Below are 17,569 nucleotides of genomic sequence, written 5' to 3'. Positions count from 1 at the left end.
TGCAAGAAATTGCAGCCCTTGCTGCTTTCAAACAAAAACCCGGGCACGTGGCCCGGGCCGGGAGAACGCAAGATGTTGTCGGTCAGGCGGCTTGCTCAAGCGTCGGTTGCCATTGTCCAAGCGCTGCCAGATGGTTCATGTGGGCGCGATGGGCGAAGGCCGCCTGCGCGGCGGCGACATTTGCCGCCTTGCCGCCCCAGGCCTTCTGCGGGGCAGCCTGCAAGGCGCGGCCGTAGGAGAAGGTCAGCTTCCACGGATGCGGGCCGATGGCGTTGATGGCATTGAGGTTGGCGGTCGCCTCCTCGTCCGATTGTCCGCCCGAAAGGAAGGCGATGCCTCCGATCGCGGCTGGCACCGTCTCGCGGAACAGTTTTATGGTCTTTTCGGCGACTTCCTCGGGGCTGCTGACCTTGCCCGATTTCTTGCCGGCGAGGACCATGTTCGGTTTCAGGATGGTGCCTTCGAGCACGACGCGGACCGCATAGAGCTCGGTGTACAACTTTGTCAGTGTCGCCTTGCTGATCTCGTAGCAAGTGTCGATGTCATGAGCGCCGTCCATCAGCACCTCCGGCTCGACGATCGGCACGATGCCGGCTTCCTGGCAAAGCGCGGCGTAACGGGCGAGCGCATGGGCGTTCGAGCCGATCGAGGTGGCGGAAGGCACGCCCTTGGCAACATCGATGTCGATCACCGCGCGCCATTTGGCGAAGCGGGCGCCAAGCTTGTAGTAATCGGCGAGGCGTTCGCGCAAGCCGTCCAGGCCTTCGGTGATGGTGTCGCCGGGAAAGCCGGCCAGCGGCTTGGCGCCGGCGTCGACCTTGATGCCGGGGATAGCGCCTGATGCCTTGATGATGTCGACCAGCGGTGTGCCGTCGGCGGCCTTCTGGTGAATGGTCTCGTCATAGAGGATGACGCCGGAAATGTACTTGGTCATTGCATCGCTGGCGCGGAACATCATCTCGCGATAGTCGCGACGGCTGTCGGCGGTCGACTCGACGCCGATGACGTCGAAGCGCTTCTTGATGGTGCCGGAGCTCTCGTCGGCAGCCAGCAGGCCCTTGCCATTGGCCACCATCGCGGCGGCAATGTCCTCGAGACGTTCGCTCATCGTGCTTCTCCTGAAAGAATTGATCCGCGCCCAGCAGACCACCAGAGCAACGCAGGTTCAAGTCGAACCATTTCGTCAAACAAGCGCGAATCGATTGAAAGTCGCGGGCGCACTCCTTCGCACTGCCATTACTGCCGCAGTTAGCGCTTCAAGACATCGACGCCGGGCAAGGGCTTGCCTTCCATCCATTCGAGGAAAGCGCCGCCGGCCGTCGATACATAAGTGAAATCATCGCTGACGCCGGCATGGTTGAGCGCCGCCACCGTGTCGCCGCCGCCAGCGACCGAGACCAGTCTGCCGGCCTTGGTGCGCGCTGCCGCGTGCCTGGCCGTCGCCACCGTTGCGTGGTCGAATGGCTCGATCTCGAAGGCGCCGAGCGGCCCGTTCCAGACCAGCGTCGCGGCGCGGTCGATCCATTCGGCAATGGTTTTCACGGTTTTCGCACCGACATCCAGGATCATGCCGTCAGCCGGCACGTCTGCTATGGCGATGGTCTCGCTGGCGGCGCCGGCCTTGAACTCCCTGGCGACAACGCCGTCGGCGGGCAGAATGATGGCACAGCCGGCCTCGGCCGCCTCGATCATGATCTGCTTGGCGGTGGTCGCGAGATCATGCTCGCACAAGGATTTCCCGACGTCGGTGCCGCGTGCCGCCAGAAACGTGTTGGCCATGCCGCCGCCGATGACCAGCGCGTCGACCTTCTTCACCAGGTTCATCAACAGGTCGATCTTGGTCGAGACCTTGGCCCCGCCGACGATGGCGACAACCGGACGGACGGGATTGCCAAGACCCTTTTCCAACGCGTCGAGCTCGGCCTGCATGGTACGGCCGGCGAAGGCCGGCAGCACATGCGCCAGCCCTTCCGTCGACGAATGGGCGCGGTGCGCAGCGGAGAAGGCGTCGTTGACGAAAATGTCGCCGTTGGCGGCGAGCTTTTCGGTGAAGGCCGGGTCGTTCTTCTCCTCCGCTTTGTAGAAGCGGGTGTTCTCGAGCAGTAGCACGTCGCCGCCTTTCATGGCGGCGACGGCGCTCGCCGCCTTGTCGCCGATGCAATCGGCGGCAAAGCCAACCGGGCGGCCGAGCACGTCCGCCGTCGCCTTGGCGATCGGTTCGAGCGAGAATTCCGGCGTCGGTCCATCCTTGGGCCGGCCGAAATGGGCAAGCAGGATGACCTTGGCGCCCTTGCCGGAGAGCTCGGCAATGGTCGGGGCAATGCGCTCGATGCGGGTGGCGTCGGTGACCTTGCCCTCGGTGACGGGAACGTTGAGGTCGACACGCACCAGCACACGCTTGCCGCTGATATTGCCGATGTCGTCCAGTGTCTTGAAGCCGGCCATGCTGATCCCTTTCGCGAAAAATCGCGGGGACCTTACCCCGCATCGACGACGATGCAAGACCTGCCTAACGGTTCACCGAAAATATGATTCACGTGTCGAGGACGAAGTGCCCACGGGGAGCGAGATGGGCAGCAATGGCGCAAAACGCGCCGACATATGGCTTTACCGGTTGCGTACCACGATGCAGGCGCCGCCGACGCTTTGCAGCTTGTCGCAGATCGTGTCGGCCTTGGCTCTGCTATCGGCGCCGATCCGCACGGCATAGATGCCGCGCCTGCCGATCGGGGTGCGTACCCGGCTGACCACCGGATCGTGGCCGGCAAGCAGTGCCGGGAACCGGCTTTTCACTCTCAGCCACTGATTGAGCGCCGCGGCGCGGCGGAAATTGCCGGCCACCTGCACACCCCACGGCTTGATGTTGATCGACGACATCGGCACGGTTCTGGACATGATCACCGGCAGCTCGCGGCAAGCGGCAGCGAAATTCGCCTTCTTGTCGAGCGGCCGGATGACGCCGGCATAGGCGGCATCGGTGAACTTGTCGGCCGGCTCGCCCATGACGTCCAGGACGTAGCTTTCGGTCTCCAACGGGAGGAATCCGCCGGAATTCAGCCAGCGCGTCACCCGGCTCTCGCCGGCATTGTAGGCTGCGGCGGCGAGGCCGAGATTGCCGAAACCGGATTTCATTTCGGCAAGGTATTTTGCCGAGGCCGGGATCGCCTGTTCGATGTCGAAAGAATTGGCGAGCCCGCGCATCTTGGCGGTGCCCGGCATGAATTGGGCGATACCCTCCGCGCCGACGGGGCTGACCGCATTGGGATCGAAACGGCTTTCCTTCCAGATCAGCCGGGCAAAGAAATCCCGGGGCAGGCCGTTCTGGTCGGCATGCGTCTCGATAAGATCGCAAACTCGATCGATCAGCTTCTGCTTGGCGGGCCGCGGCGGATCGGCCTGGACGGCTGTCGCCCAGCCCAGCCCGGAAATGACAACCAGCGTCGCCCCAAGCAAACGCCGCATCGAACTACTCCGCCGCGGCTTTGCCGCGTTGCCCAAACCGCCGTTCGATGTAGTCGGAAACCATTTTCTCGAAATCCGCGGCGATCGACGGGCCGCGCAGCGTCGCCGCCTTCTTGCCGTCGACGAACACCGGGGCGGTCGGCGTCTCACCGGTGCCGGGCAGCGAAATGCCGATATCGGCATGTTTGGATTCGCCCGGACCATTGACGATGCAACCCATCACCGCGACCTTGAGGTTCTCGACGCCGGGATATTGTTCGCGCCACACCGGCATGTTCTTGCGCAGGTCGGCCTGGATGTTCTGGGCAAGCTCCTGGAACACGGTCGAGGTCGTGCGGCCGCAGCCGGGACAGGCGGCGACGATCGGCACGAACTGCCGGAAGCCCATGGTTTGCAGCAGTTCTTGCGATACCTGCACCTCGCGCGTGCGGTCGCCGTTCGGCTCCGGCGTCAGCGAGATGCGGATGGTGTCGCCGATGCCTTGCTGGAGCAGGATGCCCATGGCCGCGGACGAGGCGACGATGCCTTTCGAGCCCATGCCCGCCTCCGTCAGGCCGAGGTGCAGCGCATGGTCGGAACGGGTGGCAAGCTCGGTGTAGACGGCGATCAGATCCTGCACGCCGCTAACTTTGGCCGACAGGATGATTTTCTCGCGGGCAAGGCCGATCTCTTCAGCCATTTCGGCCGACAGGATCGCCGACTGCACGATTGCCTCGCGCGTCACTTCCTGGGCGGTCAGCGGAAAGCCCTGGGCCTGGTTGTCGTCCATCAGCCGGGTCAGCAGCTCCTGGTCGAGCGAGCCCCAGTTGACGCCGATGCGCACCGGTTTGTCGTATCGGGTCGCCATCTCGACGATCGCCGCGAACTGCCGGTCTTTCTTGTCCTTGAATCCGACATTGCCGGGGTTGATACGGTATTTGGCCAGTGCTTCGGCGCAGGCCGGATGATCGGCCAGCAGCTTGTGGCCGATATAATGGAAATCGCCGACCAGCGGCACGTCGATGCCGAGCCGTTCCAGCCGCTCGCGGATGGCCGGCACGGCGGCAGCGCTTTCGTCGCGATCGACGGTTATGCGCACGATCTCGGAGCCGGCGCGATGCAGCGCCGCCACCTGCGCGACCGTCTGATCGACATCGGCCGTGTCGGTGTTGGTCATCGACTGGACGACGACCGGCGCGCCGCCGCCGACAATCACGCCGCCGACATCGACACCGACCGACCTGCGGCGTGGGAAGGGTGAGGAAAAATATCCGGTCATGCCGGCTGCCTTTAATCTTGAAGGTCCGGGCATGAGGTGGAGGAGCAAAGATGGCTTGTCAATGGCGACTGGCGCGAAGGCCCAGCAAATCGGAAATGACAAGACGGCAGCTTGCCGCAAATCCACGAGTGTTTCCGGCAGCATAGCAATGCCACCGGAAAGATCGCGCGCCGGGCGGCGCTGCTAGTCCTGGAAGGGCTTCAGTGCGTCGTCGGTTTCGCCTTCAGTTTTTCAATCTCGTCCTTGAGCGCCAGCTTGCGCCGCTTGAGATTCACGATTTCGAGGTCGTCTACCGATGGATGGGTCATCGCATCGTCGATTTCCCGTTCGATGTCGCCGTGTTTCCGCTGCAGCTCATCAAGATGGGATGCAAGAGACATGATTGGTTCTCCCTTTCATGGTTTCCTCGATTGCAGCCGTCAAGGCGCGTCCACCGCAGGCTCGCTTCTGTGACGGCATAATGACAGTCTGCCACCATCGAACACCGATGTCGAATGCTGCGTGGTAGCATTCCACGACAATATGAAATGTGGTATGGGCTGCGCGCCGGTGCAAGAAGACCCCGGTCCCGCCCAATCAGGCCCATAGTTTGGGCGCCGCAGACGTGCAGACGGTAAAAATGTCCGATCAGGAACAGGCAGATATCCGCCTCGAATATTCCCGACTGAAGCAGGAGCACGCCGATTTCGACGCGGCCATCAATGCGATGATCGCCATGAATTGCGACCCGCTGCAGATCCAGCGCATGAAGAAAAAGAAGCTTTTCCTGAAGGACAGGCTGATGGCGCTGGAAGACAAGATCATTCCAGACATTATTGCTTGAACGAACGCCATTGCTTGAACGAACGCCGGCGCCGGCCTGCTGGAAAAGCGGCTATGCCGCGATCGAAAGCCGTGCGGCGCGCTCGCGCAACAACGCTATCAGATCGTCGGTCTTTTCGCTCGAAGTATCGATCGGAACCACCAAGCACATCGTCGCCTCGACCCTGCCCGGCGCTGAAAAAACCGGCGCGGCCAGGCATTTCGTATAGGCATCGACAAGGCCGGAGGTGACGCAGTAGCCGGCCGACTTGGCGACGGCAATGTCGGCTATGAAATCGTCGAGCCTCAACCTGCGGCCGTCCGGCAGTACGAGATCGTCTTCCGAGACCATATCCTCGATCGCCGCCCTGTCGAACCCGGCGAGGAGCAGCCGCCCGGAAGCTGTCCAGGGAAGCGGTATTTGCAGACCCGTCGCCGAGCTGATCCGGAATGGCCTCGTTCCCGGGCTTGAATGGACGATGGTGTAACGGCCGCTTTGCAGCATGCACAGCTCCGAGGTCTCGCCGGTCTCGCGCGACAGATGGTCGACTTCCTGGCGCCCTCGCCTGAGCAGGTCGTTGCCCCGCACATAGTCCATTCCATAGAGATAAAGCTTCTTTCCGAAATAGACCCGATTGCCGTCTCCGGCCATCTCCAGCAGGCCTGCGTCGACCAACGAGCGCACCAGCGTATAAGTCGTCGAACGCGGCGCGTTTACCCCCTTGGCAAGGTCGCCAATGCCGATCGCACGCTGGGTCGTGTGGAGAAACTCCAGGATCTGGAGGACCCGGTTGAGACCCTTCTCCCGAGAGCCCGAGTTCTTGTCTTCGTCCAGACCGGCGTCCGGTCGAGCGGCCAAGGCATTGCCATCTTGCATTATCGATCCCTGATGTTAATCTGTCTTGTACAGAGTACAGGCGTCTCTTGTAAGGGACAACGAGGTCAGTTGCAACCGATGCCTGTACTGCTGGTCCAAAGGGGAACACAACACGAAAGGAGGTCGCCGTGAACGACACATCCAAAAGGCGTGAATTTCTGAAACTGGGAATGGCCGGGCTTGCAACGGCCGGAGTGATGAGCGCCGCCACCGCGGTCGACGTTCGGAAAGCGGCGGCCCAGGCAGCGCCGGACAGCCTGCTGCGCACCGTCCTCGAGCGCGGCAAGGTGATCGTCGGCACCGGCAGTACCAATGCGCCCTGGCATTTCGAGAACGACGCCGGCGAACTAGTGGGCATGGACATCACCATGGGTCGCATTCTCGCCAAGGGGCTTTTCGACGACCCGACCAAAGTCGAATTCGTCATGCAGGATCCGGCTCAGCGCATTCCGAACGTGACCACCAACAAGGTCGACATCACCATCCAGTTCATGACCATGACCGCCCAGCGCTCGCAGCTGATCCACTTCTCCAGGCCCTACTACGTCGAAGGCATCGCCTTGCTGACCCTTCCGAACGCCGAAAACAAGACCTTCGACAAGCTGCTTGCCGGGGGTTCGGCGACCCGGATTTCCATCCTGCAAAACGTCGATGCCGAGGCAAACGTGCATATCGTACTGCCGGAGTCGCAGGTGATGCAGATAGACACGCAGGCCAATGTGCTGCAGGCACTGGAATCGAAGCGCGTCGACGCCGCCGCGGTCGATCTGTCGACGGTGCGCTGGCTCGCCTCGCGCAATCCGGATAAGTACTTCGATGCCGGCAAGAGCTGGTTCTCGATGCTTTATGGTGCCGCGCTGCGGCAGGGCGACCTCGACTGGCTGACCTTCGTCAACCAGACCTTCACCATCGCCATGTTCGGCCATGAAACGGCACTCTACGACTCTGCGTTCAAGGATTATTTCGGACAGGAGCCGCCGGCGCGCCATCCCGGTTTCCCGGTCATCTGATGCAAGCAGGCGGAGGGACAACGTCCTTCCGCCTCCCTCGCATCACAGCCCTCCATGACGAGGACGCATGGGTTATACCCTCAACTTCAACCTGATCTGGCGGCATTTCGACAAGCTCTGGGGCGGACTGCTGCTAAGCCTCGAACTGGCCGTCATCTCGATCGCGATCGGTATCATCATCGGGCTCGTTCTGGCGGTCTGGTACGTATCGGCCGGACGTGCGGTGCGGACCATCATCGCGGGCTATGTCGAGTTCATCCGCAACGTGCCGCTGATCCTGCTCGTCTATCTGGTCTTCTACGGGCTGCCGACGGTGGTCGACATTGCCTACAGCGCGCAAACCTCATTTATTGCCACGCTGTCGCTCTACAGCGGCGCCTACCTGGTCGAGGTGTTTCGCTCGGGGCTCGAGGCGGTGCCGCGGGGGCAGCTCGACGCCGGCAAGGCAATCGGCCTGACGCCATGGCAAAGGCTGCTCCATGTGCGTCTGCCGACGATGCTGCGCATAACCCTGCCGGCGCTTTCCAACACATTCATATCGCTCTTCAAGGACACGTCCGTGGCGTCGGTCATCTCGGTACCCGAGCTCACCTATGGCGCCCAGTGGATCAACTTCAACACGTTCCGCATTGTCGAGGTCTATCTGGTGGTGACGGCGATGTACCTGTTGACCGGCTATGCACTGCTTTTCGCGCTGCGGCTCGTCGAGCGCCGGTTCAAGGCGGCGCGCTGACATGCTGAGCCAGATCATCTATGCCTTGCCGTTCCTCGCCGAAGGCTTTGCCGTAACCTTGTGGGTGTCGCTGCTGGTCGTGGTGTTATCGCTCATCGCCGGCGTGCTGATGGGCGTCGGCCTTGTCTATGGTCCTGCTCCGCTGCGCTGGGCAGTGCGCATCTTCAGCGACACCATACGCGGCATTCCGATCCTGGTGCTGATCTTCTTCGTCTACTACGGCCTGCCGGCGGTGGGGCTGCATCTGGAATCCTTTTGGGCGGCCGTACTCGCCCTCACCCTGTTCAAGACCGCACAGGTCGTCGAATATCTCAGGGGCGCCGTCGGCTCGATTCCCAAGGGTCAGTCCGAGGCGGCGATGGCGATCGGACTGACCTTTCGCCAACGGCTGGCCTACGTCATTTTTCCGCAGGCGTTCAGGCGCTTCCTGCCACCCTGGATCAATGGCGTCACCGACGCGGTGAAGGGCAGCGCGCTGGTCTCGCTGCTCGGCATCACCGACCTCATGCAGGCGATCAACCAGGTCATCGGCCGCACCTATGAGGCAATGCCGCTCTACATCCTCGGCGCGCTCGTCTACTTCGCCGTCAACTACGCCCTCTCCTTGGCCAGCCGGCGCCTGGAGCGGCGTTTCTCCTTCATCCGGGAATAGCAAGATGTCCAACGCCTCGCACCAGAATCCGGCGCTTCTCGATGTCTCCGAGGTTTCCAAAGCCTTTGGATCCGTCGAGGTCCTGCGCTCCGTCAGCCTCAAGGTGACACGCGGCGAGGTGGTGACTGTCATCGGCCCCTCCGGCAGCGGCAAGACCACGCTGCTGCGCTGCGTCAACTTCCTGGAGAGCTACGACAGCGGCTCGATCCGCATCGATGGCAAGGAGGTCGGCTATCGCGAGACGGGAACACGCCAGCGACGCAGCGAGCGCGACCTGGCGGCGATGCGAGCCGAGACCGGAATGGTGTTCCAGAGCTTCAATCTGTTTCCGCATCTGACTGCGGCCGGCAACATCATGCTTGGCCTGCGCAAGGTGCGCGGCAAGACCAATGCCGAGGCCCGAACCATTGCCGAGCACTGGCTCGGCCGCGTCGGCCTCGCCCACAAGGCCGACAGTCTGCCGGCCGAGCTTTCCGGCGGCCAGCAGCAGCGCGTCGGCATCGCCCGCGCCGTAGCGATGGAGCCGAAGATATTGCTTCTCGACGAGATCACCTCGGCGCTCGACCCCGAACTGGTTGGCGAGGTGCTCGAGGTCGTGCGCAGCCTCGCCGAAGACGGCATGACCATGCTGATGGTCACGCATGAAATGGCTTTTGCGCGCGATGCATCGAGCCGCATCGTTTTCATGGCGGATGGCGGTGTCAGCGCCGTCGGACCACCCGCCGAGATTCTGGCGGCAGGGTTCGACAATGAACGCCTTCGCAGCTTCCTGGCGCGGTTTCGCGCCTCGCATTTTTGACATCGGACGGCGAAAGCTGTCGCAAGGAGCTTTTATGACGCCTTACATCCGGCTCGCGGAATTGGGCCTGACACTGCCCGAGCCGCCGAAGCCCATCGCCAACTTCGTCACCTATGCCGAGAGCGGGCGGCTGATCTTCCTCTCCGGCCAGGGGCCGTTGCGCGCCGATGGCGCGCTCTACACCGGCAAGGTCGGCGAGGATGTCAGCGTTGAAGAGGCCTATGGGCATGCCCGCCTGACCGGCCTGAACCTGCTCGCCGTCATGCATGCGGCGGCCGGCGACCTCGGCCGCATCGTGCGCGTCGTCAAGCTGCTGGGCTTTGTCAATGCGACGCCGACATTCAGCGAGCACCCCAAGGTGGTCAATGGCTGTTCCGATCTTTTCGCCGCCGTCTTTGATACGCTTGGCGGACACGCCCGTTCCGCGATCGGTGTCGGCTCGCTGCCGGGCAACATCACAGTTGAAATCGAAGCGGTCGTCGAGATCGCCGCCTGAAATCTTTCGAAACAGGATCTACAGAGATGACGACCTATGCCGCTGACCGTTCCAACACGACAATCCGCGAACGGCTTGGCCTTCGCCCGATCATCAATGTCTCCGGTACGATGACGGCGCTCGGCGCTTCGATCATCGTACCGGAAGCGATTGCCGCAATGTCGGAAATCGCCTCGCAATGGGTCGAGATGGACGATCTGCAGCGCGCCGCAAGTACTGTGATTGCACGCCTCACCGGCGGCGAGGCCGGCTTCATCACCGCGTGCTGCGCCAGCGGCATTACAATGGCGATTGCCGGCGCGATGACCGGAACCAGCCTTCTTGCGATCGAGCGGCTGCCGGACGACACCGAGGGCCTCAAATCGGAGGTCATCGTTCAGCTTGGCCACATCGTCAACTATGGCGCGCCTATCGACCAGTCGATCCGGCTTGCCGGAGCCAGAGCGGTGCCTGCCGGCACGGTCAGCGTCACGCAGGACTACCATGTTGCCGAGGCGATCCGGGACCGGACGGCGGCAGCCCTCTACGTCGTTGCGCACCACACCGTGCAATACGGCATGCTCTCGCTCGAGGAGTTCTGCGAGATTTGCCACGCCAAGGGCGTGCCGGTGATCGTCGACGCCGCCTCGGAATACGATTTGCGCGGCTTTCTGGCGCGCGGTGCCGACATTGTCGTCTACAGCGGGCACAAATTTCTGTCAGGGCCGACAAGCGGAATTGTGGCCGGCCGCAAGGATCTGGTGCGGGCCGCCTATCTCCAGAACCGGGGCGTCGCGCGCGCCATGAAGGTCGGCAAGGAGAGCATTGCCGGCACCATGGCGGCCCTGGAAGCCTGGGAGCGGCGCGACCATGCCGGCATTCGCCAGCGGGAAGAAGCCGCACTGCATCTGTGGCAAACCGCATTGCAGGGCCTGCCCGGCATCGAGGCACGCATCATTCCAGATCCGACCGGAAATCCTCTCGACCGCCTGCAGGTGTTTGTTGCGCCGGAAAGCCGGTTCACCGCCGCCGGGCTGGCCTCGGCGCTCGCCGCGGGTTCGCCGCCCGTGATCGTGCGCAACCACGAGGTCGAGCGCGGTCACTTCTTCCTTGATCCCTGCAATCTCCATCCCGGCGAGGCGGAGATCGTTGCCGAACGCCTGCGGGCGATGTTGAGTGCTGCCGATCGGCCCGCGGATGCGATGAAACCCGCTCGCAAGCAGTCCGCCGGAGCGTTGCGCTGGCCTGACTAGACATCGGCAGAGCGTGGTCGAGCCAGCGCCTTCCAGCGCCGGCTTCGCATCGGGCCAGTGCGCCATCACGGCACTGTGAATGACCTTTTGGTCGTCGGGTGGAATAAACCACCCCGCTCATTGGTCTCCCAAGCAGACGCCATTTCCGGCGTTGCAGGAGACCGGTATGACCCACCACCACGACAATGAAGCTGACGGCATCAGCCGCCGTCATGCACTGGAATGCATGATCTGGGCCGGCACGGGAGTGCTGTGGACAATTTCGGCCGGCGTGCCGGTTTCGCTCAGCCTGCTCGGCGCGGCGCAAGCCGCCGAGGCGCTGGCCACCGGTTTCACTTTCCTCCAGATCTCCGACAGCCACATCGGCTTCGATAAGGCTGCCAACCCGCACGCCATCGACACGCTGAAGGAGGCCATCGGCAAGATCCAGGCGTTGCCGCAAAAGCCCGCTTTCATGATCCACACCGGCGACATCACCCATTTGTCGAAAGCCGCGCAGTTCGACAACGCTGCCCAGATCATCGGCGGCGCAGGCTTCGACGTGCATTATGTGCCCGGTGAGCACGACCTGATCGATGACGGCAACGGCCAGGCCTATCTCGACCGCTACGGCAAGGGCACCAAGGGCGCCGGCTGGTATTCGTTCGACCAGAACGGCGTCCATTTCATCGGGCTGGTCAACGTCGTCAATCTGAAGGCTGGCGGGCTGGGCAATCTCGGCGCCGACCAGTTGGCATGGTTGGCCGATGACCTGAAGGCGGTCACCGCCTCGACGCCAATCGTCGTCTTTGCCCACATCCCGCTATGGGCTGTTTATCCCGAATGGGGCTGGGGCACCGACGACGCGGCGCAGGCCTTGGCCCTGCTCAAGCGCTTCGGCTCTGTCACCGTACTCAACGGCCATATCCACCAGATCATGCAGAAGGTCGAAGGCAACGTTACCTTCCATACCGCGCGCTCGACCGCTTTCCCGCAACCGGCGCCGGGCACCGCAGCCTCACCCGGGCCGATGACGGTACCTGCCGGCCAGTTGCGCAGCCTGCTCGGCACAAGCAGCGTGACAGTCAAGCAAGGCGGGCAGGACCTCGCCATCATCGACAGCACGCTGGCCTGAGGGGAAATGCGATGATCCGCTTTCCATCCCGCCTCTTGGTCATATCGCCTGTCACGTTCGGTTTGGCGGCAATCCTGACAATGATTTCCATGCCACTGAACGCGGCAGACCAGCCAATAGTCAAGATCGAGAACTTTGCCTTCACACCGGCGGTGCTGACGGTAAAGCAGGGCACCACCGTGACCTTCGAGAATGACGACGACATCCCGCATCTGGTGGTCGCCAACGATGGCTCGTTTCGCTCCAAGGCGCTTGACACCGGTGACACATATGCCTTCACCTTCACCAAAGTGGGCGACTATGCCTATTTCTGCGGGCTTCACCCGCACATGCAGGGCAGGATCACCGTCGCTCCGTGAGGATGTTCGGAAGGTTCTGCCCGGGATGCCGGGCGATGCGACGGTGTTGAACCAAGAGGCCGCGGCCGAGCGCTTCCGCGAGGTGGTTCTGCCCCATCTCGCGGATGCGCTTGCGCTTGCCCGCTGGCTGACCGGCAACGCCGCCGACGCCGAGGATGTGGTGCAGGAGGCGTGTTTGAAGGCGCATGCGGGCATCGCCGGCTATGCCGGCGGCAATGCGCGCGCCTGGTTGCTGGCGATCGTGCGGAACGCCTGTTACTCCTGGCTGGCGCGCAATCGGCCACGCAGTATCGTCGCCGTCGGCGACCTGAGCGATCTCGATGACATGACGGCTGCGTACGGCGCCGGCCTGCCGGATACCGACAGTCCTGAGGCAAGCCTGATCGCCAAGGCCGACACGGCGGCACTCGAGGCGGCGATCGCCGCGCTGCCGCAGCAATTTCGCGAGACCGTGGTGCTGCGCGACATCAACGGCCTCAGCTATCGCGAGATCGCGACGCTGCTTGGCGTCCCGCTAGGCACGGTGATGTCGCGGCTGGCGAGGGCGCGCGGCCTGCTGACATCCCAACTTGGGAGGGCGCCATGAGCGCGCACAACGATGGACTGCCAGATGACCCGGCGGGCATGAAGCTGATGATCCATGCCTTGGTCGATGGCGAGCTCGACGCAGCAGCAGCATTGGCCGTCGAGCGACGCATTGCCGCCGATCCGGCGCTCGCCGCCGAGCATGCCCGCATCATTGCGCTGCAGACCGTTGTCGGCGGGCTGCCGAGGCCCGATGTCCGTGAGGATTTCAAGGCTCGCATCGCTGCAATCGGGACAGCCGGTACGGCGAAAGTGCTGTCGGCGCCGGCGCCCGCCGCTCGAGTGCTGCCGGCGCACCGAGCGATGCACCGATTTGGCGCGTTCGACTGGCGCGCGCTGGCGGCGTCGATCATCGTTACCGCCGTGCTAGCCAGCGGCGCGACCCAATGGATGATGTTGAGCAGGGCGCCCGACAGCTTTGCCGCCGCGGTCGCCAGCGGCCACCGCCGCAGCCTGCTGGCAGCCAGCCCGGTGGACGTCGTCTCGTCGGACCGGCACACGGTCAAACCCTGGCTGGATGGAAGGGTTGGCCTGTCGCCACCGGCGCCCGATCTTGCCAATGACGGCTTCGCGTTGCTCGGCGGCCGGGTCGAGGTGATCGCCGACCAGCCAGTACCGGCACTGGTCTACCGGCACCGCGAGCACCTGATCACCCTCGTCGCCGCGCCTGAGGAAACCGGCTCGACAGCCGGACCGGTCGATCTTTCTGCTGGTGGCTTCTCGCTGGTCCACTGGAGCGACAGTGCCTTTTCTTACTGGGCGATTTCCGATACCGAACGGCCTGAACTTGACGACTTCGTCAATCGCTTCCGAGCAGCGGCCGCCCGATGACCACCGCCGCTATCCATTTGCGTAGCCACCACAAGCGGCTTTGCCGTTTCCGGCCATCCTTGCGGCTCTCCTCGATTTCCGCTAATGCGCGCCTTTGTCGCCGGGGAGCAGAAGCTTGAACGATCAACGCGCCGACGTCGCCATCATCATGGGCAGCCAGTCCGACTGGGCGACGATGCGTCACGCCGCCGAAACGCTTGAGGCGCTTGGCATTCCGCACAAGCGCCTGATCGTCTCGGCCCACCGCACGCCCGATCGACTCTACGACTTCGCCAAGGGCGCCAAGGCGGCCGGCTACAAGGTGATCATTGCCGGTGCCGGCGGTGCGGCGCATCTGCCCGGCATGACGGCGGCGATGACGCCGCTGCCGGTGTTCGGCGTGCCGGTGGAATCAAAGACGCTGTCGGGCCAAGACTCGCTGCTATCAATCGTGCAAATGCCGGCCGGCATTCCGGTCGGCACTTTGGCCATCGGCAAGGCCGGCGCTGTCAACGCCGCCCTTCTGGCTGCCGCGGTGCTGGCGCTGAGCGACGAGAAGCTTGCCGCCCGGCTGGATAGCTGGCGCGCCGCGCAGACCGCCAAGGTGGCCGCAGAGCCCACGGACGCGCCGTGAGCCTGCCGGCAGGATCGACCATCGGCATCATCGGCGGCGGCCAGCTTGGCCGCATGCTGGCGATGGCCGCGGCCCGCCTCGGCTACCGCATCGTCGTGCTGGAGCCGCAGCCGGATTGCCCGGCGGCACAGGTCGCCAACCGGCAGATCGTCGCCGCCTATGACGACGCGGCCGCGCTTAGCGAGCTGGCCGCGGCCAGTGCCGTCGTTACTTATGAATTCGAGAACGTACCCGTCGCGGCCGCCGCGGCACTTGCCTCTACGGTGCCGGTCTACCCGCCGGCACGCGCACTGGAAGTAGCGCAGGACCGGCTGGCGGAAAAGAAATTCCTCAACGGCATCGGCATACCGACCGCGGATTTCAGCCCCGTCGACAATGACGACGAACTGACGGCTGCGCTGAAAAAGTTCAACGGCAGCGGCATATTGAAGACGCGCCGCATGGGCTATGACGGCAAGGGCCAGCGTGTCTTCCGCAACATGGAAACGGGCGGCTTTGCCGGCACTTGCGAGGCCATGGGCAATGTGCCGCTGATCCTGGAATCCTTCGTCAGCTTCGAGCGCGAGATTTCGGTGATCGCCGCGCGCGGCAGCGACGGTTCGCTCGCCGCCTACGATCCGGCCTGGAATGTCCATCGCAACGGTATTCTTCACACTTCGACGCTGCCGGCCGGAGTAAAGTCCGAGACGGCGGCTGCGGCTCAAACGGCGGCGGCAGAGATCCTTGCGGCGCTCGACTATGTCGGCGTCATCGGCATCGAATTCTTTGTCCTTGCCAACGGTTCGCTGCTGGCCAACGAGATAGCGCCGCGCGTCCACAATTCCGGCCACTGGACGGAGGCCGCCTGCACTATCTCGCAATTCGAGCAGCACATCCGCGCCGTCGCCGGCCTGCCGCTGGGAAATCCCGCCCGGCAGTTCGACTGCGTCATGGAAAACCTGATCGGCGACGATGTCCGGCGCGTTCCTGAGCTGCTCGCCGAGCCCGATCTGATGCTGCACCTCTATGGCAAGGCCGAGGCGCGGCCCGGCCGCAAGATGGGCCATTTTACGCGCGTGAGCCGCCGCAGCTAGAGCATGATCCCGAACCGAAGGTCCGCGTTAGCGAAAAGTGGAATCCGGTTTTCGGAAAAGATCATGCTCAAACAAAAAGTTAGAACCTACGCTTACTGGATGTCGTCGCTCTCGTCCTCGTCGGGGCTGGCGCAGCTCACATCGCTTCTGCGCAGGTCGAATCGGCGGTGAGCTGCTTGGTGCGATCGTCGGTCAGCCGTGTCAGGCATTCCGATATCAGCATCGGATAGATCGAGCCGCCTTCGCTGTCCGCGGCGGAATAGCTGCATTCCGCGTCGCGAAAAGCGATCCACGCGCGCTGCGCCGTCTGCAACAGCTTCCTGGCTTTTGCGTCACTTCCGCCGATGAGATCCTGGTAGGCCTTGTTGAGCTTGGCGTCGGCGGATTTGGTGTCCGCGTCGGCGCAGATGTTCATCATCTGCTGGCTGTCGTCGTTGCGGTCGCATTCCTGCGCATAAGCAACAGAGCCTGCCGCGAGGATGACAAGACAGGCGGACACAAGAATTCGGCGCATGATGATCTCCAATTCGCAACCGCATCATTCCAGCCGTCTCATGCCTGTGCAATGCCGCAAGCCAGTGGCGGATATTTGATGATACGAAACGGGCCGTATCGTTTAGGCAACGCGCTTGCGGTTGACATGGGCAACGCTCCTCGTCTATGAGCCACGCACAGTTCAAAGGCGCGTCTGTGGGCGCGCCTTAATAATTCGGCCCGGGACCGGGCCCAGACCGACGGGCAAGACCATGAAGATCAAGAATTCGCTCAAGGCGTTGAAGGCGCGTCACCGCGACAACCAGCTGGTTCGTCGCAAGGGCCGCGTCTACATCATCAACAAGACCGCTCCGCGCTACAAGGCGCGCCAAGGTTGAGTTTTCGACCGGAGGCTGCGCGCCTCCGTTCGCATGATACGCCTCTCACGCTAAATTCAGTTTGACGATCCGGCGTCGGGGGCTAGATTCCCGCGATGCGGATTCTTTTTGCATTTTTCACGGCTTTCCTCGTTTCCGGCGCTGTCTCGCTGCCGGCCTGGGCTGAAGATCCGACTACAACTCCGCCGACAGCACCTCCGGTCGTCAAGACGAAACAGGCGCGGCTCGATCAGCTGTTTGCCGATCTCAAGCGCGAACGCAATGAAAAGGCGGCCGAGCGCATCGCCGGGCGCATTGGGAACGAGTGGTCCCAGTCGGGCAGCGCCTCGATCGACCTGATGATGCAATGGTCGCAGAAGGCGATCGAAAACCACAAATTCGACGTTGCCCTCGATTTCCTCGATCAGGTGACCACGTTGCAGCCGACCTATGCGGAAGGCTGGAACCGCCGCGCCACTGTTCATTTCATGATGAAGAACTATGGAAAGTCGATGGCGGATATCGACCGCACCCTGCAGCTCGAACCACGCCATTTCGGCGCGCTGTCCGGCCTGGCCCAGATCATGGCCGAAACCGGCCACAAGCAGTCGGCGCTCGAGGCCTGGCAGCGTGTTCTCGGCATCTACCCAATGATGCGCAGCGCCCAGGACCAGGTCGCCGCACTTTCCGAGGAGCTTGCCGGCGAAGGCATTTGAGACCGGTAAGGGAGTAAGGGAATAGGGGAGTAAGGCAGTATGGCAGTGGTGTAGATTGCACTGTGGAACGCATGCCCCTACTCCCCTACTCCCCTACTCCCCTACTC

The 17,569-nt window shown here is 63.1% G+C and carries 22 protein-coding genes; 15 read left to right on the top strand and 7 right to left on the bottom strand.

Going from position 1 to position 17,569, the window contains the following annotated elements; translation table 11 throughout:
- Positions 1–82 precede the first annotated feature (82 nt).
- The 5 genes from AC0L2Y_RS07030 to AC0L2Y_RS07010 all read right to left on the bottom strand — a co-directional run bounded on the left by AC0L2Y_RS07030 (position 83) and on the right by AC0L2Y_RS07010 (position 5,100).
- Entirely contained in the window at positions 83–1,108 is a 1,026-nt protein-coding gene (locus AC0L2Y_RS07030; protein ID WP_473554866.1) for a class I fructose-bisphosphate aldolase, read from the bottom strand.
- Positions 1,109–1,248: 140 nt separating this feature from the next.
- The gene (locus AC0L2Y_RS07025; protein ID WP_473554865.1) at positions 1,249–2,445 is read right to left on the bottom strand and encodes a phosphoglycerate kinase; all 1,197 of its coding nucleotides are present in this window, start codon (positions 2,443–2,445) and stop codon (positions 1,249–1,251) included.
- A gap of 162 nt (positions 2,446–2,607) precedes the next feature.
- On the bottom strand, positions 2,608–3,462 hold the full coding sequence (locus AC0L2Y_RS07020; RefSeq protein ID WP_473554862.1) for a transglycosylase SLT domain-containing protein: 855 nt from the start codon (positions 3,460–3,462) through the stop codon (positions 2,608–2,610).
- Positions 3,463–3,466: 4 nt separating this feature from the next.
- Entirely contained in the window at positions 3,467–4,720 is a 1,254-nt protein-coding gene (ispG, locus tag AC0L2Y_RS07015) for a flavodoxin-dependent (E)-4-hydroxy-3-methylbut-2-enyl-diphosphate synthase (RefSeq protein ID WP_473554860.1), read from the bottom strand.
- Between the two features lie 200 nt (positions 4,721–4,920).
- On the bottom strand, positions 4,921–5,100 hold the full coding sequence (locus tag AC0L2Y_RS07010; RefSeq protein ID WP_023678481.1) for a YdcH family protein: 180 nt from the start codon (positions 5,098–5,100) through the stop codon (positions 4,921–4,923).
- 239 nt (positions 5,101–5,339) lie between these two features.
- Between AC0L2Y_RS07010 and AC0L2Y_RS07005 the strand changes: the two genes are divergently transcribed.
- A complete protein-coding gene (locus AC0L2Y_RS07005) occupies positions 5,340–5,543 on the top strand; it encodes a YdcH family protein (protein ID WP_023678480.1) in 204 nt (67 codons plus the stop codon).
- Between the two features lie 51 nt (positions 5,544–5,594).
- Here AC0L2Y_RS07005 and AC0L2Y_RS07000 read toward each other — a convergent pair whose 3' ends face one another.
- The gene (locus tag AC0L2Y_RS07000) at positions 5,595–6,398 is read right to left on the bottom strand and encodes an IclR family transcriptional regulator (RefSeq protein ID WP_352666257.1); all 804 of its coding nucleotides are present in this window, start codon (positions 6,396–6,398) and stop codon (positions 5,595–5,597) included.
- 128 nt (positions 6,399–6,526) lie between these two features.
- Between AC0L2Y_RS07000 and AC0L2Y_RS06995 the strand changes: the two genes are divergently transcribed.
- The 12 genes from AC0L2Y_RS06995 (at position 6,527) to AC0L2Y_RS06940 (ending at position 15,895) form a co-directional block, all read left to right on the top strand.
- Positions 6,527–7,408, top strand: coding sequence for a transporter substrate-binding domain-containing protein (locus AC0L2Y_RS06995; RefSeq protein WP_473554857.1), 882 nt, complete (start codon positions 6,527–6,529; stop codon positions 7,406–7,408).
- A gap of 67 nt (positions 7,409–7,475) precedes the next feature.
- Positions 7,476–8,141 (top strand): amino acid ABC transporter permease, encoded by a 666-nt coding sequence (locus AC0L2Y_RS06990; protein WP_473554855.1) that lies wholly within the window; start codon positions 7,476–7,478, stop codon positions 8,139–8,141.
- A gap of 1 nt (position 8,142) precedes the next feature.
- Complete coding sequence (locus tag AC0L2Y_RS06985; protein ID WP_292655692.1) at positions 8,143–8,793, top strand: amino acid ABC transporter permease; 651 nt, start codon at positions 8,143–8,145, stop codon at positions 8,791–8,793.
- 4 nt (positions 8,794–8,797) lie between these two features.
- Positions 8,798–9,592, top strand: a complete 795-nt coding sequence (locus AC0L2Y_RS06980; protein ID WP_473554853.1) for an amino acid ABC transporter ATP-binding protein — start codon at positions 8,798–8,800, stop codon at positions 9,590–9,592.
- 34 nt (positions 9,593–9,626) lie between these two features.
- Entirely contained in the window at positions 9,627–10,088 is a 462-nt protein-coding gene (locus tag AC0L2Y_RS06975; protein WP_352489301.1) for a RidA family protein, read from the top strand.
- Positions 10,089–10,114: 26 nt separating this feature from the next.
- Complete coding sequence (locus AC0L2Y_RS06970; protein WP_473554850.1) at positions 10,115–11,320, top strand: aminotransferase class V-fold PLP-dependent enzyme; 1,206 nt, start codon at positions 10,115–10,117, stop codon at positions 11,318–11,320.
- Between the two features lie 166 nt (positions 11,321–11,486).
- Complete coding sequence (locus AC0L2Y_RS06965; protein ID WP_352476153.1) at positions 11,487–12,434, top strand: metallophosphoesterase family protein; 948 nt, start codon at positions 11,487–11,489, stop codon at positions 12,432–12,434.
- Between the two features lie 80 nt (positions 12,435–12,514).
- On the top strand, positions 12,515–12,793 hold the full coding sequence (locus tag AC0L2Y_RS06960; RefSeq protein WP_473554848.1) for a cupredoxin domain-containing protein: 279 nt from the start codon (positions 12,515–12,517) through the stop codon (positions 12,791–12,793).
- A 25-nt stretch (positions 12,794–12,818) separates the two neighbouring features.
- Positions 12,819–13,379: a sigma-70 family RNA polymerase sigma factor gene (locus tag AC0L2Y_RS06955; protein ID WP_473554845.1), complete on the top strand. Its 561-nt coding sequence runs from the start codon at positions 12,819–12,821 to the stop codon at positions 13,377–13,379.
- Positions 13,376–14,209 (top strand): anti-sigma factor family protein, encoded by an 834-nt coding sequence (locus tag AC0L2Y_RS06950; RefSeq protein WP_352489297.1) that lies wholly within the window; start codon positions 13,376–13,378, stop codon positions 14,207–14,209. The genes AC0L2Y_RS06955 and AC0L2Y_RS06950 overlap by 4 nt, the downstream gene beginning before the upstream one ends.
- Positions 14,210–14,324: 115 nt before the next feature.
- Complete coding sequence (gene purE, locus AC0L2Y_RS06945; protein WP_352465749.1) at positions 14,325–14,822, top strand: 5-(carboxyamino)imidazole ribonucleotide mutase; 498 nt, start codon at positions 14,325–14,327, stop codon at positions 14,820–14,822.
- The gene (locus tag AC0L2Y_RS06940) at positions 14,819–15,895 is read left to right on the top strand and encodes a 5-(carboxyamino)imidazole ribonucleotide synthase (protein ID WP_473554843.1); all 1,077 of its coding nucleotides are present in this window, start codon (positions 14,819–14,821) and stop codon (positions 15,893–15,895) included. Before purE ends, AC0L2Y_RS06940 begins: the two co-directional genes overlap by 4 nt.
- A 136-nt stretch (positions 15,896–16,031) precedes the next feature.
- Here AC0L2Y_RS06940 and AC0L2Y_RS06935 read toward each other — a convergent pair whose 3' ends face one another.
- The gene (locus AC0L2Y_RS06935; RefSeq protein WP_473554841.1) at positions 16,032–16,409 is read right to left on the bottom strand and encodes a lysozyme inhibitor LprI family protein; all 378 of its coding nucleotides are present in this window, start codon (positions 16,407–16,409) and stop codon (positions 16,032–16,034) included.
- Between the two features lie 232 nt (positions 16,410–16,641).
- Between AC0L2Y_RS06935 and ykgO the strand changes: the two genes are divergently transcribed.
- Positions 16,642–16,767 carry a type B 50S ribosomal protein L36 gene (ykgO, locus tag AC0L2Y_RS06930; protein ID WP_006327841.1) on the top strand — a complete coding sequence of 42 codons (126 nt, stop codon included), beginning with the start codon at positions 16,642–16,644 and terminating at the stop codon, positions 16,765–16,767.
- Between the two features lie 95 nt (positions 16,768–16,862).
- A complete protein-coding gene (locus AC0L2Y_RS06925) occupies positions 16,863–17,462 on the top strand; it encodes a tetratricopeptide repeat protein (RefSeq protein WP_473554839.1) in 600 nt (199 codons plus the stop codon).
- The last annotated feature ends 107 nt before the right edge of the window (positions 17,463–17,569 follow it).

It is taken from the genome of Mesorhizobium sp. WSM4830 (genome assembly GCF_055811495.1).
Note: the sequence above shows the minus strand (reverse complement) of the source record. Positions and strands in the feature narration are given on the sequence as shown.